Genomic DNA, 16,023 nt, shown 5'->3' with positions numbered 1-16,023 from the left:
CAGAGGATAGGGAACATGGAGAGAGGAGAGGAACAATGTTGAATAAGTATACCAAGTCCCACGGAACAGGATATTTGACGCTGGCGAGTGGCGAGGTATTTAGCGGTCGATTATACGGTGCTCCCCTGAACGGAATAGGAGAGGTCGTTTTTCATACAGGTATGACAGGGTATCAAGAGGTTATGACAGATCCTTCTTTTGCGGGACAAATTGTTACGTTTACGTACCCGTTAATTGGCAATTACGGAGTCAATGACGCCGATTTTGAAGCGTTGGCGCCAGCGTTATCCGGAATGGTCGTGAGTGAGCTTTGCGAGATACCGAGTCACTATCGCTCGCAATTCTCCCTTGCGGAAATTGCCGAAACATTCCAATTTCCGATACTGGCAGGCATCGATACGAGAGCGGTTACCAAACTGGTGCGAGCCACTGGCAACGTGTTTGGAGTCATCGCGGATAAGCCGCTATCCACCTTGGAAGTGGCGGCGTATTTTGAGAAGCATGCGAACAGAGCATTGGTTCCGGAGGTTTCTAGTTCCGAGATCGTTCAATATCCTGGAGAGCGTGAGCATGTCGTCATCGTGGATCTGGGGATGAAGCGGTCGATCCTCAACTCCCTGCGTGAATTAGGCTGTCGCGTGACGGTAGTGCCTTTTCATACGACTTTGGCGGAAATTCGTGCGCTTCATCCGGACGGTATCGTTTTCTCGAACGGACCTGGAGATCCAACCGAGCTTCTCTCTTATTGTGCGGAATGGCGCAAGGTTGCGGAATCCTACCCAACATTGGGGATTTGCCTCGGGCATCAGCTCTTGGCATTAATGTTTGGCGCACAAACGGAACGCCTGCCTTTTGGTCATCGGGGCAGCAATCATCCGGTGAAGGATTTGACGACAGGCAAGGTTTATATGACCTCGCAAAATCACGGATACGTTGTGAAAGAAGAAACGGTGGATAAGCGTCAGCTCATGGTGACATATCGCAACGTAAACGATAAATCGGTAGAAGGCTTACAGCACCTATACCTCCCGATCATGAGCGTACAGTTTCATCCGGAAGCTCATCCGGGACCAGATGATACCTCCCATGTTTTCAAGCAATTTATTCAGTCGATGAACGCGATAGGGGCGAAGCACTATGCCTAAGCAGCAACTCATTAAGAAAGTGCTGGTTATCGGCTCCGGACCCATTGTCATTGGGCAAGCGGCCGAATTTGACTACGCCGGAGCGCAAGCATGTCTCTCCTTAAAAGAAGAAGGAGTGCAAGTTGTTCTCGTCAACAATAATCCTGCCACCATCATGACGGATGAACAAATGGCAGACAAAGTCTATATGGAACCACTTACCGTGGAATCGGTGACCCGAATCATCGCCAAAGAAAGACCAGACGGCATCCTCCCAACACTGGGCGGCCAGACAGGTTTGAATCTGGCTGTTGCCTTGGCGGAAGCCGGTGTGCTTACACAATATGAGGTGGAATTGTTAGGGACACCATTAGAAGCGATCAAAAATGGGGAAGACCGTGAATTGTTCAAAAGCTTAATGAAACAGATCGGGGAACCTGTGCCAGAAAGTGAAACGGTTAAGTCAGTCGAAGCCGCTTTGCAATTTGCGCAATCGATTGGGTATCCGGTGATTGTTCGTCCCGCTTATACGCTGGGAGGCGCAGGCGGAGGGATTGCCCAGGATGAAGCAACTCTTAAGGAAGTGGCCCTGCGTGGTCTGAATGCCAGCCCCATCCATCAGGTCTTGATCGAACGCAGTGTAAAGGGCTGGAAAGAGATTGAATACGAAGTAATGCGTGATCAAGACGATACCTGCATCATCGTATGCAACATGGAGAATTTCGATCCGGTAGGGATTCACACAGGGGATAGTATCGTAGTTGCTCCATCCCAGACGCTGACGGATCGTCAATATCAGATGCTAAGAAGCGTTTCAACCAAAGTTATTCGCGCTCTAGGTGTGGTTGGGGGATGCAACATTCAGTTCGCGCTTGATCCGCTCTCTGATCAATATTACCTGATCGAAGTAAACCCGCGGGTGAGCCGTTCCAGTGCGCTTGCATCCAAGGCAACCGGCTATCCAATCGCACGCATCGCCGCCAAATTGGCGCTAGGCTACCATCTCGATGAAGTGCTCAACCCGATTACAGGCTATACCTACGCCAGCTTCGAGCCTGCCATCGATTATGTGGTGGTCAAAATACCGCGTTGGCCTTTTGATAAATTCCCGCTGGCGGATCGTTTGCTCGGGACTCAAATGAAGGCGACCGGAGAAGTGATGTCGATTGCTCGTACGTTGGAAGCTGGTCTGTTAAAAGCGGTTCGCTCGTTGGAGTTGGGCTACACCCACCTGAATCGAGCGGATGTCAAAGCGATGTCCGATGAAGAGCTGCAGCAAGCATTAATGAGCGCTACTGATATTCGGCTGTTTGTTGTAGCAGAATCTTTGCGACGGGGTATGACGGAGCTCGCCTTGCATGAAGCAACCGGAATCGATCCGTTCTTCCTTCGCAGTATCGCCGTCATTATTGTCATCGAACAGCAGTTGATTCGTGCGGGTATCGAACAATTGAGCCAGGAGCTTTTACAGGAGGCCAAACATCGCGGCTTCGCCGACAAAACGATCGCGGAGTTAGTCGGAGTAAAGCCAGAAGTCATTTTCCAAAAGCGATTGGAACTAGGGATTACCCCTCGCTATAAAATCGTCGATACGTGCGCGGCGGAGTTCGATGCTCAAACACCTTATTATTACTCCAGCTGGAACGGAATCGATGAAGTGGAAGAAAAAACAGGCAAAAAAATTCTCGTCCTCGGTTCAGGTCCCATTCGGATTGGTCAAGGCGTGGAATTCGATTATTGCTCGGTGCATGCGGCGAAAGCCTTACAAACCAAAGGCATCGTCTCCATTGTGGTCAATAACAATCCAGAAACCGTAAGCACAGATTATGAAACGGCGGATCACCTCTACTTCGAGCCACTTACCGTAGAAGATGTGCTCAACGTGATCGATCGGGAGCAAGCAGAAGGAGTAATGGTCCAGTTCGGTGGTCAAACAGCCATCAATCTGGCAGCGCCATTGGCAGAGGCAGGAGTCACTATACTGGGTACGTCTCTTTCCGAGATTGATCGCGTAGAGGATCGGGAGTTGTTTTATCAGATGCTCCGGGACTTGGAGATTCCTCATATCCCTGGAGAAGGTGTAGCTACCGTACAAGAAGCGCTTCATGCAGCGGACCAAATCGGGTATCCCGTATTGCTGCGTCCTTCCTACGTGATCGGTGGTCAAGGAATGACAGTGGTGTATGATTTCAACGAGTTAACTCAAGCGGTTAACGGATGGTTGAATCAGAAGCAGGAGATCAACTTCTTCCCTTTGCTGGTGGATAAATATATTCCTGGTATGGAAGTGGAAGTTGACGCCATCTGTGACAGGGAGAATGTGCTGATTCCGGGGATTTTCCAACATGTTGAAAAAGCGGGGATTCACTCGGGTGACAGCATCGCCTTGTTCCCAGCACCAGGGCTTACGAGTCAACAGAAACAGACGCTAACCCTCTACACAGAGAAAATTGCGCAGCGTATTCAGGCTTGCGGATTAATGAATATCCAGTTTGTCGTGGATGGGGAGACGATTTACGTTCTGGAAGTAAACCCTCGCGCTTCTCGGACAGTACCGATTACAAGCAAAGTCACAGGAGTTCCGATGGTGGAGTTAGCCGTACGCGCCCAATTAGGCGAGAAATTGCACGAAATGGGACATGGAACAGGGTTGTTGCCAGATATCCCATTCGCGGTCGTCAAAGCTCCCGTTTTTTCAACAGTTAAACTAAATGGAGTGGATCCCGTACTTGGGCCGGAAATGAAGTCTACAGGTGAAATCCTGGGATTAGGCCGCACGATTGAGGAGGCGGCTGCCAAAGCGTTCCGCTATAAGGATTCCAGCTATCCCGTTCTGCAAGCGGGAGATATCGTATTCCTCTCGTTGGCTGATCAAGATAAACTTCAAATCCACGACGTGTTGGCGGGATTGGCACAATCAGGGATCGTGTTCGCCGCAACGGAAGGAACAGCAGCAATGTTGCAAAAGCAGGGAATCAAGCCCCTGTTCACCGTTCAGAACGAAGCGGAATTTGCCGCCAGTCTATCAGGGCATCCAATCTCGCTGGCTTTGATTACGGCAACCAAAGGAAACCGTCAAGAACGCAAAGGATTCCAACTGCGCAGCACTGCCATCCAAAAAGGCGTGCCGCTGATGACAGCAGTGGAGACGTTTGAGCTGTATTTACAAGCTTTTTCAACGAAGGGGAGTGAAGGGCATGAAGCCTGCGAAGACATTGGAACTTTATCCAAACGCACCGCTGTTAAACTGTAAAGGAAAAGATGTACTGCGTATCGACGAATTTACGCCACAAGAGCTGAATCAGTTATTGGCGTCGGCTATTGAGTTAAAAGCAAGCCAACAAACCGGCCAGATTGATCAGCCGTTGAAAGGGAAGACGTTGGGGATGATCTTTGACAAGTCTTCTACCCGTACTCGGGTTTCGTTTGAAGTAGGCATGTACCAGCTCGGCGGAATGAGCATGTTCCTAAGCGGCAAAGACCTCCAGCTAGGACGCGGGGAACCGATCAGCGACACCGCGAAAGTACTATCCCGCTATGTTGACGCCATCATGATTCGGACGTTCTCGCATGAGGGTGTGGAGGAACTGGCGCACCACGCTTCGATACCGATCATTAACGGGTTAACGGATATGTTCCATCCTTGCCAAGCGTTGGCGGATATGATGACGATTTTAGAGCATAAAGGCAAGCTAAAAGGCATGAAGCTGGCTTACATCGGCGACGGTAACAATGTAGCCAACTCGCTTGTCCTGATCGCCGCATTATTGGGGATGGATGTGAGCGTAGCGACACCAGAAGGATATGAGATGCAAGAAGAGATTGTTCGGACGGCCTACCAATATGCGATGGTCAGTGGTTCGAAACTCGTCTTTACCCATAATCCCGAAGAAGCCGTACATCAAGCGGATGTGCTGTACACCGATGTGTGGACTTCGATGGGATTTGAAGAGGAGAACCAAGTCCGATTGCAAGCATTCGCGAACTATCAGATTAACGAAAAGCTCACGCAATTAGCCAAACCAGATTACATCTTCTTGCACTGCCTGCCCGCACACAGGGGTGAAGAGGTAACCGCTGGAATTATTGACGGCAAGCATTCCGTCGTGTTTGATCAAGCGGAGAATCGCTTGCATGCTCAGAAAGCTATCTTAGCGGCAGTTTTATAGTCGGGAACCCCTTCTTTTTCCGAAAGAAGGGGTTTTCTTCATTTTCAAATGAGAGGGTAACCCAGTATAATAAATAAGCAGGAAAAATTTTGAATTGATCAACAATTTTTTGAGCGAATGACAAGGGAGAGGATCGAATGCAAGCAGTTATTGTAACGGGAACTTCAAGCGGTTTGGGAAAAGCGTTTTTTGAATCCTTCGCCAGTGATTCGGTTTATCTGATTGCGATTGCCAGAAGGTTTCTGCCAGAACAACTGGAGGCGGCGCAAAAGCATCCCAATCGAATTTTCTTGGTGGAGAGGGATTTGCGCAACATCGATCAACTGCCTACCGCGGATGAACTATCCAAGCTTCTGGCAGACCCTGCGATTGAGGAACTTCTTTTTATCAATAATGCGGCGGTGGTGGAACCGATCGGTAGCATTGGTCAACTGGATGCTGAGCAAATGATAGATCATATCAAGGTGAATTTTTTGGCGGCGCAGCTTATCACTAATACCCTTTTTTCCTTGCCAGAAATCTCCCGTATGCGAGTTCAGGTCCTGAATATCTCTTCAGGGGCGGCCACTAAACCCAAAGCGGGATGGGCGATGTACTGTGCGGCTAAAGCGGGCAATGAGATGTTCTTTAACGTGTTGGCTGCTCAATATGAGGGCAATCCCCAGGTGGAAGTAGCGAATGTGAATCCAGGAGTGATGGACACACAAATGCAAGCGAGCATTCGAAGCGCTAATGAAGAGCAGTTTCCGGAGCTTGCAAGATTTGTAGGGTTCAAAGAAGAAGGCAAATTAGTTCTGCCCGAAACAGTGGCAGCCAACATCCTAAAACAATATAGAAGAGGGGAATAAGAACGTTCCCATTTACATAGATTCACGCCGAAAGACGCACCTTATTGAGGATGTGTCTTTCTTTTTTCTTGATTTTTTAACAAGCTTCCTAGCATACTATAATTAGCGAGTGATTACTCACTTCTATAAATTGCGAGGTGGTTACGAGTGAACCGTACGCTATTTTATTTTCTCATGACAGGAATACTTGCAATCTTACTGACGGGATGCTCCTTACAAAAAAGTGATGATGCGGCGTATTCCGGAATGATTGAAGCCGATGAAGTGCCGATTGTTGCTGAAGTCTCAGGAAAGGTTACATCGCTCATGGCTGACGAAGGCTCAACGGTAACCAAGAATCAGGTCGTCGCCTCCCTAGACGATCAAAGCTATCAATTTTCCGTAAAAGAAGCCCAGGCCGCTCTTCAATATGCCAGTATCAAAGTGGACGAAGCCAAAGCGGGTAATCGCAATCAAATGATTGATAAGGCTTTAGCCAATGTACAATCAGCCAATGCGGCGATCACTACAGCCGATTCACGCAAACGTCAGTCCTTAGCCAATTTGACTCGTGCCCAAGATCAATTGACGCAAGGAGAAGCTGACCTGAATGGAGCCAAAAAGACGCTGGATTATCAACAGGAGCGCCTGCGTGAGATTGCCAGCCTGTATCAAAACGGTGCAGCCACAAAAAAAGATTACGACACTCAGCAAGAAGCCGTGAATCAAGCGCAAACGGCCGTGAAGCGTTTAACTTCTCAAGTCGAAGTGAATCGCGCGCAAGTGACGAGTGCCCAGAGTGATTTGGATGCTGCAGCGGGCGATATTGAGGCGAGACAGGCACAGATGAGAAGTGCCCAATCGGATCTGGATTTGATGCAAGCAGGAAGCACGGATTATGTCATCAAAGAATTAATTGCCAATCAACAACAGGCAGCCGCTAGATTGGATCAAGCGAGGCTCCAGTTGAACAAAGCGACGATTCGAATCCCGGTGAATGGCACAATCCTGCGGAAGAACGTCACAGAAGGGGAAGTAGTCAAACCAGGAACACCTCTGTTTACGATGATGAAAGAGGGCAAGTTGAAGCTGACCATGTACATCCCTGAAGCAGAGCTTGGCAGGGTGAAAGTGAATCAGACCGTTCATATTCAGGTGGACGCGTATCCCGATAAGACGTTTACAGGCAAAATCTCCGCCATATCACAAAAGGCAGAATTCACGCCTCGCAATATTCAGACCAAAGATGAACGTACCAAGATGGTATTCGCCGTAACCGTGCAGATTCAAGAGGGCCTCGATCAATTAAAGCCTGGGATGCCGGCTGACGTGTACCTAATGGATGGAGTGGGCAAGTGATGGACTACGCGATATCCTGTCATAACCTAACCAAAAAGTTTCAGGAACGTGTCGCGGTCAACAACGTAACGATTTCTATCCCTAAGGGTTCCATATACGGTTTCCTAGGGCCCAACGGTTCGGGTAAATCCACAACGATTCGCATGCTGTGCGGTTTGTTAATCCCGACATCGGGAACAGGAACGGTGCTTGGTTTTGACATTACCAAAGAAAGTGAAGAGATTAAGCAACGGATTGGCTATATGTCGCAAAAATTTAGCCTGTATGAAGACCTAACCGTAAATGAAAACCTGGAGTTTTATGCGGGAATCTATGGGATCACGGGACAGACGTTAAGGCAGCGCAAGCATGAGCTAATCGAGATGGCCGGATTAACCGGACGGGAGAAACAGCTGGCGGGGTCCTTATCAGGAGGATGGAAACAGCGATTGGCGCTCTCCTGTGCGTTGTTGCACCAACCTGAACTATTAATTCTGGATGAGCCAACTGCTGGTGTTGACCCCGTGTCGCGAAGGATCTTTTGGGAAGTGATTCACCGCTTGGCGAAGGAAGGAATTACGGTTCTGGTCAGTACGCACTATATGGACGAAGCAACCACGTGTGATTCCATCGGGTTCATTTTCTATGGAAATCTCTTGATAGAAGGCTCGCCCCAACAATTGATCGAACAAATGGGTGTCACGAATCTGGAAGATGTGTTTATCCGTTTAGTTGAGGAAGCGGAAGCAAAATCGGGAACCAGCGTACAAGGGGGGAATCCTTCATGAAGCGTTTTTCGATGGCGAGGTATATGGCAATCGTGAAAAAAGAAATTATTCAGATCAAACGCGATAAGCCGAGCCTGGGGATTGCCCTTGTGATGCCGATCATGATGCTGTTTTTGTTTGGCTATGCGGTGAATACGGACGTCGACCATATTAAGACAGCCGTATGGGATCAGAGTAACTCCCAGGCTAGTCGTCAAATTGTTCAAAAACTGGCGAATACCCAAATCTTTGAGCTAACCCAGTATGTTTCCAGCTATAAGGAGATCGAAAGCATGATTGACCAAGGACAGATTGGTGTTGGAGTGATCATTCCGCCCGACTATGCGAATAAGCTCGATCAGAGTGAACCGACCAGTATCCAATTGCTCATCGATGGCTCCGATCCCAACAACGCCCGCACGGCAGTGAATAATGCCCAAATCATCATTCAGAATGAGGCGTTTACGATCCAAGAATCATATCTGCATAAGCAAGGCTTTGACAAGCTGAGTTCTCCGATCAATGCAGAGACACGCGTCCTGTTTAATCCCAATATGAAAAGCATTGTGTTTAACGTACCTGCGCTGATTGGATTGATTATGCAGAACGTGACGGTGATCTTAACGGCATTCTCGCTAGTTCGAGAAAAAGAACGCGGGACGATGGAACAATTAATCGTCACCCCCATTCGGCCAGACGAACTTATTCTCGGCAAAATTACGCCATATGTATTTATCGGCTTATCCTCTTTTAGTGTTGTACTCTTGGTAGGGACTTACTGGTTTGGTGTGCCTGTCAAAGGAAGTATATTGTTGCTATTTGTCTTATCACTGCTTTTTTTAGTGACGACATTGACACTGGGGATTTTTATTTCAATGATCGCTCGAACACAGCTGCAAGCCATGCAGGTTGCCTTTGCCTTGATCCTGCCAAGTGTGTTGCTCTCCGGCTTCATGTTTCCGCGCGAAACGATGCCGCTTATCATTCAATGGCTGGGCGGAGTGATACCACTCACGTACTTCCTGGAGATTCTGCGGGGGATTTTTCTCAAAGGAGTGGATCTGGCTTCCCTGTGGAAGCAGACGCTTGGAATGGCCGCCATCTTTATGGTTATATGTACAGTCGTAATCCTGAAATTCAAGAAACAGATTGAATAGAAGTGGAAGGGAGATCTGTCATGTCCGATTCTTCATTTGAAGAGAGTTTACAGAGGTTTCTGGAAGAGTTGAAAGATGAAGACGAGATGACCGAGAAACAGCGGAATATACTGAGAGCATCAATCAAGCTCTTTGCTACTAAAGGGTTTCATGCAACTTCGACAAGTGAAATTGCCAAAGAGGCGAATGTGGCGGAGGGAACCATTTTTCGACATTACAAATCGAAAAAGGATATTCTGATTGCCAGTGTTGCTCCATTGATCATCAAGTTTGCGGCTCCGCTGGTCTTGAAGGACGTCAGAAGAATTTTTAGTTTGTCGGAGGATAAGCCGTTTGAAGAGCTTGTGCAAGATCTGATTCGCAATCGTATGGAGTTAGTCGAGTCCAACATCAACCATGCAAGGATCCTGCTTCAAGAGGTGTTCTTTCATGAGGAGATTCGTGAAGCGATGATGCGCGTGGTTCTCAAACAGGGGAAGGAGATCGTGACACAAGTCGTCGAGCGTAAAATTGAACGAGGAGAGATTCGGCCTTTTCCTCCAGATGTGATTTTTCGTGTCATCTTCTCTCAAATCATTGGGCTCATTATTCACCGTTACGCGATAGCACCCGATCTATTTGCAGAGCAGGGCAGAGAGCGGCAGATTGAAATGACAGTTGATATTCTAATGAACGGCTTACGCGCCAATTAAAGGTGCGTAGGTCTTTTTATTTTTTCCTGTTGTATTTTTATTAATGTGTTTGTATAATTACTCACATACACTGAATGAATGGGGAGACATGAAACGATGGCAAAAGAAAAAATCGTATTGGCGTATTCCGGTGGACTTGATACTTCTGTCGCAATCAAATGGCTGCAGGACACATATAACTATGACGTAATTGCGGTGGCGCTTGATGTTGGTGAGGGGAAAGACCTTGATTTTGTGCAAAAGAAAGCATTGAAGGTCGGTGCATTAAAATCCATCGTGGTTGACGCAAAAGAAACCTTTGCCCAAGAGTTTGTACTTCCTGCGCTTAAAGCGAATGCCATGTATGAAGGCAAATATCCATTGGTATCTGCGCTTTCCCGTTATCTCATCTCCCGAGTATTGGTTGAGATTGCGGAGAAAGAAGGAGCAGTAGCGGTAGCGCATGGCTGCACAGGCAAGGGGAACGACCAGGTTCGTTTCGACGTATCCTTCACCGCTTTGAATCCCGATATCAAAATCGTGGCGCCTGTTCGTGAATGGGGCTGGACGCGTGATGAAGAGATTAAATATGCGGAGGAGAACGGAATTCCGGTTCCGATTGACCTCGATAATCCATACAGTATTGACCAGAATCTCTGGGGCAGAAGCTGTGAGTGCGGCGTGCTGGAAGATCCTTGGGCGGCTCCGCCAGAGGGTGCATACGATCTGACCAAATCCATCGCGGATGCGCCTGATCAACCGGAAGAGATCGAGATTACCTTTGTAAAAGGTATGCCGACTGCCTTGAACGGAGAAGAGCTTTCTTTGTCCGAATTGATTCTCAAATTGAATAAAATTGCAGGAGCACACGGTGTTGGACGTATCGACCACGTAGAAAACCGTCTCGTCGGTATCAAATCTCGTGAAGTGTATGAGACACCTGCGGCAACTACGCTGATTCTTGCCCACCGCGAACTGGAATTCCTGACTCAACCGCGTGAAGTGGCTCAATTCAAGCCGATCATCGAGCAAAAAATGGCGCAAGTGATTTACGAAGGCTTGTGGTACTCGCCAATCCGTACGGCACTCGAAGCGTTTATCGAAGAAACCCAAACCTATGTAACGGGTGTTGTTCGTGTGAAACTGTATAAAGGTCACGCGATTGTCGTTGGACGCAAATCCGATTCCACGCTGTACAGCCATGAATTAGCGACATATGCGGCAGGAGATACATTTGATCATAAAGCGGCGATCGGATTCATTAAGCTCTGGGGTCTGCCAACCAAAGTTCATGCACAAGTGAACGATGGCTTGTTGAAGAAGGGCTTCAAAACCGAACTCTCGATTGTCGATGAAAAGGATGCGATTAAACAATGAAGCTCTGGGGAGGTCGCTTTACCAAGCCGACGAATCAATTAGTAGAAGAGTACACAGCGTCGATTACCTTCGACCAGCAGATGTGGCGACAAGACATCGTGGGCAGCCTGGCGCACGTGGCGATGCTTGGCAAATGCGGCATTCTTCCAATGGACGAAGTGAAAACGATCATCGCTGGCTTGAAAAAGGTAAAAGAACGCATCGAGCGTGGCGAAGTGGCTTTCCAAATCGCCCATGAAGATGTTCATATGAATATTGAAAAGCTTCTGATTGAAGAAATCGGCCCGGTCGGAGGAAAGCTGCATACCGGAAGAAGCCGTAACGATCAGGTAGCGCTTGATATGCACCTCTATTTACGTGAAAAGACGCTGGAGATTATTTCGCTGGCCATGTACCTGCAAAATGCCCTGCTGGAACAAGCACAGCAGCATCTCGATACCGTGATGCCGGGGTATACACACCTGCAGCGAGCGCAGCCTGTTTTGCTTGGCTATCATCTGATGGCGTATGTCTCCATGCTGCAAAGAGATATCGAGCGCTTTCAGGAAGGCTGGAAGCGGACCAATGTGTTGCCGCTTGGTGCCGGAGCGCTTGCGGGAACGACATTCCCGATTGACCGTGGCTTTGTAGCGGAGATGCTGCAATTCGACGGAATTTATCAGAACAGCATGGATGCGGTGAGCGATCGTGATTTCATCGTGGAGTTCCTGTCCTCGGCCTCCTTATTAATGACGCATCTCTCTCGTCTGTGTGAAGAGCTGGTTATCTGGAGCAGCCAGGAGTTTGCTTTTATCGAGTTGGATGATGCGTTCTGCACCGGCTCAAGTATCATGCCGCAAAAGAAAAATCCGGATGTAGCGGAGCTTGTGCGCGGCAAAACCGGTCGTGTCTACGGCAATCTGTTTGGTCTGATGACCGTATTGAAGGGACTGCCGCTCGCGTACAACAAGGATTTGCAGGAAGACAAAGAGGGCATGTTCGACACGGTGAATACGATTCATGGAGCGTTAGCTCTGTTGTCGCCGATGATTCAAACCATGCAGGTTCGCAAAGAACGAATGCGTCAAGCCGTTACGCAGGATTTCTCCAATGCGACCGATTTGGCCGACTATCTGGTGACCAAGGATTTGCCATTCCGTCAGGCTCACGAGGTAGTAGGACGCGCCGTACTTTACTGCATTGAACAGAACAAGTATTTGCTCGATTGTAGCTTGCAGGAGTTCAAGGAATTCTCCCCGTTAATTGAAGAGGACGTGTATGCGGCACTCGATATTGATACAGTCGTGAATGCCCGCAATGTTCTCGGGGGAACCGCTCGTAATCAGGTAGAACTTCAAATTGCTTTCTATCAAGAGAAAGTAACGGAGACGGTTGCCTGGATCGACCGCAACAGCCAGAAGGTCATGATCGAGTCACTGGTAGACGTGGGGAGTAAAAATAGATAGCGTTTAGAAAAAGACCAGAACGGACACGAGAATTCGTGATCCACTGGTCTTTTTTCTGTAGAATATTGGCTATCGATATCTGTCTGATCGTAATTTTATGTGTAATTGTTCGCTGAAAAAACGGTTTAGACTGACAGCAAGTTATTCAACGAAAGGGTTATTTTCCATCCTGGGTCATACTTCGTACTCGTCGTGTAATCGCCACCACGCGTATGGAGGTGATTGCGGCCACCCTTCAGGTGAATCCTCCCAATCCTCCTGACGACCGTAAGGCGTCAGATCGAGGAAATTGAAATCGGCTCTGATCCTGTCTACACCGCGTGCCGTTGTATAATAGGTTCGAAACACACTATCGTCATTACGTAGGAAGATGCTCAAACCAAATCCCTTGCCTGCACCGCAGTCGATATTGAAATTGTCGCCGTTTGAGGAAAACCAAGGGATTGTCCAACCCATGCGCTTACGAAAAGATTCGATCTGTGTAAAGGGTGCTGGCGAAACGAGAATGAAGGAAGTATCACGGGCGTGCAGATGAGCTAGGTGACCAATGTTGTCAACAAAGGATGAGCAGCCTCGGCAGAAATGGTCGGAGCCTGGAGTCATCATGAAATGATAGACAATGAGCTGCCGACGTCCGTCGAAAAGATCAAGTAGGCTCGCTGTGCCGTTCGGTCCCTCGAACACGTAATCTTTTTCAAATCGCACCATCGGCAGCCTTCTGCGCTCCGCGGCAAGTGCGTCCAACGCGCGGGTGAGTTCCTTTTCTTTGACAAGCAGTTTTTGACGAGCAATCTGCCACTCTTCTTCAGAAACGATCTGAGGCATTGAAAATATGCTCATGTAATCCATTCCTCCCTGCATGAATTGGAAATTTTAAACATGTTGCAATGATCCTAGTATATGATTATTACTTTTATAATGCAAGTGAAGTTGCTCTTGTTATGCAAGTATGATACATTGGTCTTATGAAACGTTCAGATCCTAGATCACACTGCCCGATTAATTTTTCTTTAGAGGCTTTTGGCGATAGTTGGTCGTTGCTGATTATCCGAGACATCATATATTTCGGAAAGAACACCTACGGAGAGTTCATTGACTCTGAAGAGAGAATTTCATCAAATATACTGGCAAGCCGCCTTGCTCATTTAGAGTCGAAAGGCATTCTCGTTAAAATGCCCCACGCTACAGATAAGCGCAAAGAGGTTTATTTTCTTTCGGACAAAGGCTTGGATTTAATACCATTATTGCTTGAGTTAGCCGATTGGGGCGCCCAGTACGACTCTGAGACTGATGCGCCGCAGAATTGGATTTCCGCGGTGAAAGACGATCGAGAATCGATGATAAGACTTATTCGCGATACCGTTCGCAACGGTGGTTCCATTTTTTCTGGTCCCGATAGTGTTGTCAGTAAATTAGCTATCACTTAAAGTGAACACGAGTGTGAAATGGACAAGAGCAGGTGCCGCGGTGCCTGCTCTTGTCCATTTTGGGATAAATCAAAAGAAATCACGAAAGGCAGACAATACTTTCGTGCTTTTTGACTCACTTTTGCTTATTAGGTTAGAATAGTCTAAATCTAATTTTTCAAAGGTAAACGATTTTCTAGCATAAAAAACGCGTCAAATCAACATTGTGAGTCTAATACTCTATTTTTAATGGGCAGTAATGGAGAATGGAGCAGAACAACATGTACCTCCGAAGCCTTTCGATTCAAAAAAATATCCCAAAAACGAAGACCAAAACGTACCCTTTTTCCATCCCGGCGATACGGAATCTGGAGGAAATGAGCTTTCGTAATCGCGTCACCTTTTTTGTAGGGGAGAATGGCTCGGGAAAGTCTACTCTTCTTGAAGGAATTGCTTACCAATGCGGGTTTAACACAGCAGGGGGCGGCAGAAATAATCTGTATGAGGTACAAGCTTCTCATTCCGACGTAGGTGAGTTTCTTCGGCTTTCCTGGTTGCCCAAAGTGACCAATGGATTTTTCATGAGAGCCGAAACCTTTTACAATTTCGCTTCTTATCTGGATACAGTGCCGGAATCACTGCAATATTATGGTGGTCGTTCATTACATGAACAGTCTCATGGTGAGTCTTTTCTTTCCCTGTTTAGACACCGTTTTGGCGGTCGGGCTGTCTTTTTATTAGATGAGCCAGAGGCGGCTCTTTCACCAGCGCGTCAGTTATCCTTGCTCAAGATCATGAAGGATTTGGAAAAAGACACCCAGTTCATCATTGCAACCCATTCACCGATCTTACTGGCCTATCCCGGCGCGCAAATATTCACGTTTGATACGTCTCCGATTGCGGAAATTACTTATGAAGAAACGCTTCACTACCAACTCACCAGACGGTTTCTCTTAAATACACAGGCTATGCTGGAAGAGTTGTTTGCGGAAGACGAGGAAGACGAATAAAACGAAAACAAGCATCCCGCCCCCTTACTGAAAAGGAAGGAGTGGGATGCTTTTGCCTTTTGGGTTGTCGGATTAAGTTTACTCTGACTTACCCTCTTTTAATTTCTTTAATTCTTCCTCGACCTCCTCATGAACGGTCACATCGATAATGTAAGGAGATGAGGTTTTCATGCGTTGTCCCGCTTCAAGCTTCGCTTCGAGAAAGAGGACTCGATCCTCCGCTCTGGCGAAGTCTCTCGCAATCTCTTCAGTCGAAAAAGAGTTCAACGTGCAGGAAATATCACGTACGGAGTGGGCTACATTGGATCTCGATACAAGCAAAAGCCGTTTGTGGTTCATTTCTTCGTAGGTTTTATTCAAATGGCTTAACTTCGCTTGCAGTTGGGCAGTTTGCTCCTGAATGGTCACAAGCTGCTCTTTGTAGATGGAGAGTTTCTTTTCTAATAGAAGCTTTTCCTGTATGGCGATTTTCGCTACTTGCTCTTCTCCTTGTTCAACAGCCAGCTTCGCTTGACGTTCTCTTTTGGCGAGAAGCTGTTCTGCTTCAGCGATCAAAGCAATCTGTTTGTTTTCGAGGAAAATTTGAGTAGCCAGTGCGTCTTGGCCTCGCTCAAATTTTTTCTCTAGGTCACGAATAGAGTGATTCATACTGCGAATCGGGCTTTCGAGTTGATCTAACAAGTCATTGGCTCCTGATGTCACAATGTTTTTTACGCGATTGAAGATTCCCAT

General features: G+C 47.6%; 14 protein-coding genes. 12 read left to right on the top strand and 2 right to left on the bottom strand.

What is annotated here, in order from left to right; translation table 11 throughout:
- The first annotated feature begins 38 nt into the window (after positions 1-38).
- The 10 genes from ACQCN2_RS09720 to argH all read left to right on the top strand — a co-directional run bounded on the left by ACQCN2_RS09720 (position 39) and on the right by argH (position 12,875).
- Positions 39-1,145: a carbamoyl phosphate synthase small subunit gene (locus ACQCN2_RS09720; RefSeq protein WP_426929041.1), complete on the top strand. Its 1,107-nt coding sequence runs from the start codon at positions 39-41 to the stop codon at positions 1,143-1,145.
- Positions 1,138-4,377, top strand: a complete 3,240-nt coding sequence (gene carB, locus ACQCN2_RS09715) for a carbamoyl-phosphate synthase (glutamine-hydrolyzing) large subunit (RefSeq protein ID WP_426928711.1) — start codon at positions 1,138-1,140, stop codon at positions 4,375-4,377. Before ACQCN2_RS09720 ends, carB begins: the two co-directional genes overlap by 8 nt.
- The gene (gene argF, locus ACQCN2_RS09710; protein ID WP_426928710.1) at positions 4,322-5,293 is read left to right on the top strand and encodes an ornithine carbamoyltransferase; all 972 of its coding nucleotides are present in this window, start codon (positions 4,322-4,324) and stop codon (positions 5,291-5,293) included. The genes carB and argF overlap by 56 nt, the downstream gene beginning before the upstream one ends.
- Positions 5,294-5,430: 137 nt before the next feature.
- A complete protein-coding gene (locus ACQCN2_RS09705; RefSeq protein ID WP_426928709.1) occupies positions 5,431-6,141 on the top strand; it encodes an SDR family NAD(P)-dependent oxidoreductase in 711 nt (236 codons plus the stop codon).
- 147 nt (positions 6,142-6,288) lie between these two features.
- On the top strand, positions 6,289-7,479 hold the full coding sequence (locus ACQCN2_RS09700; RefSeq protein ID WP_426928708.1) for an HlyD family secretion protein: 1,191 nt from the start codon (positions 6,289-6,291) through the stop codon (positions 7,477-7,479).
- Positions 7,479-8,246 carry an ABC transporter ATP-binding protein gene (locus tag ACQCN2_RS09695; protein WP_426928707.1) on the top strand — a complete coding sequence of 256 codons (768 nt, stop codon included), beginning with the start codon at positions 7,479-7,481 and terminating at the stop codon, positions 8,244-8,246. Before ACQCN2_RS09700 ends, ACQCN2_RS09695 begins: the two co-directional genes overlap by 1 nt.
- Positions 8,243-9,382, top strand: a complete 1,140-nt coding sequence (locus ACQCN2_RS09690; RefSeq protein ID WP_426928706.1) for an ABC transporter permease — start codon at positions 8,243-8,245, stop codon at positions 9,380-9,382. The genes ACQCN2_RS09695 and ACQCN2_RS09690 overlap by 4 nt, the downstream gene beginning before the upstream one ends.
- A gap of 20 nt (positions 9,383-9,402) precedes the next feature.
- A complete protein-coding gene (locus ACQCN2_RS09685; protein ID WP_426928705.1) occupies positions 9,403-10,074 on the top strand; it encodes a TetR/AcrR family transcriptional regulator in 672 nt (223 codons plus the stop codon).
- Positions 10,075-10,170: 96 nt separating this feature from the next.
- Complete coding sequence (locus ACQCN2_RS09680) at positions 10,171-11,430, top strand: argininosuccinate synthase (protein ID WP_426928704.1); 1,260 nt, start codon at positions 10,171-10,173, stop codon at positions 11,428-11,430.
- On the top strand, positions 11,427-12,875 hold the full coding sequence (gene argH, locus ACQCN2_RS09675) for an argininosuccinate lyase (RefSeq protein ID WP_426928703.1): 1,449 nt from the start codon (positions 11,427-11,429) through the stop codon (positions 12,873-12,875). The genes ACQCN2_RS09680 and argH overlap by 4 nt, the downstream gene beginning before the upstream one ends.
- Positions 12,876-13,049: 174 nt before the next feature.
- Here argH and ACQCN2_RS09670 read toward each other — a convergent pair whose 3' ends face one another.
- The gene (locus ACQCN2_RS09670) at positions 13,050-13,715 is read right to left on the bottom strand and encodes a DUF899 domain-containing protein (protein WP_426928702.1); all 666 of its coding nucleotides are present in this window, start codon (positions 13,713-13,715) and stop codon (positions 13,050-13,052) included.
- Between the two features lie 125 nt (positions 13,716-13,840).
- Here ACQCN2_RS09670 and ACQCN2_RS09665 point away from each other — a divergent pair, with 125 nt between their 5' ends.
- Together ACQCN2_RS09665 and ACQCN2_RS09660 are read left to right on the top strand one after the other, a co-directional pair.
- Positions 13,841-14,302: a winged helix-turn-helix transcriptional regulator gene (locus ACQCN2_RS09665; RefSeq protein WP_426928701.1), complete on the top strand. Its 462-nt coding sequence runs from the start codon at positions 13,841-13,843 to the stop codon at positions 14,300-14,302.
- Positions 14,303-14,562: 260 nt separating this feature from the next.
- Complete coding sequence (locus ACQCN2_RS09660) at positions 14,563-15,291, top strand: AAA family ATPase (RefSeq protein ID WP_426928700.1); 729 nt, start codon at positions 14,563-14,565, stop codon at positions 15,289-15,291.
- Positions 15,292-15,369: 78 nt separating this feature from the next.
- Here the strand turns inward: ACQCN2_RS09660 and ACQCN2_RS09655 are convergent, their stop codons facing one another.
- On the bottom strand, positions 15,370-16,023 hold the full coding sequence (locus ACQCN2_RS09655) for a PspA/IM30 family protein (protein ID WP_426928699.1): 654 nt from the start codon (positions 16,021-16,023) through the stop codon (positions 15,370-15,372).

Source organism: Brevibacillus ginsengisoli (genome assembly GCF_050113715.1).
Lineage (GTDB): Bacteria > Bacillota > Bacilli > Brevibacillales > Brevibacillaceae > Brevibacillus_H > Brevibacillus_H ginsengisoli.
This window is presented reverse-complemented; position numbering and strand designations above follow the sequence as displayed.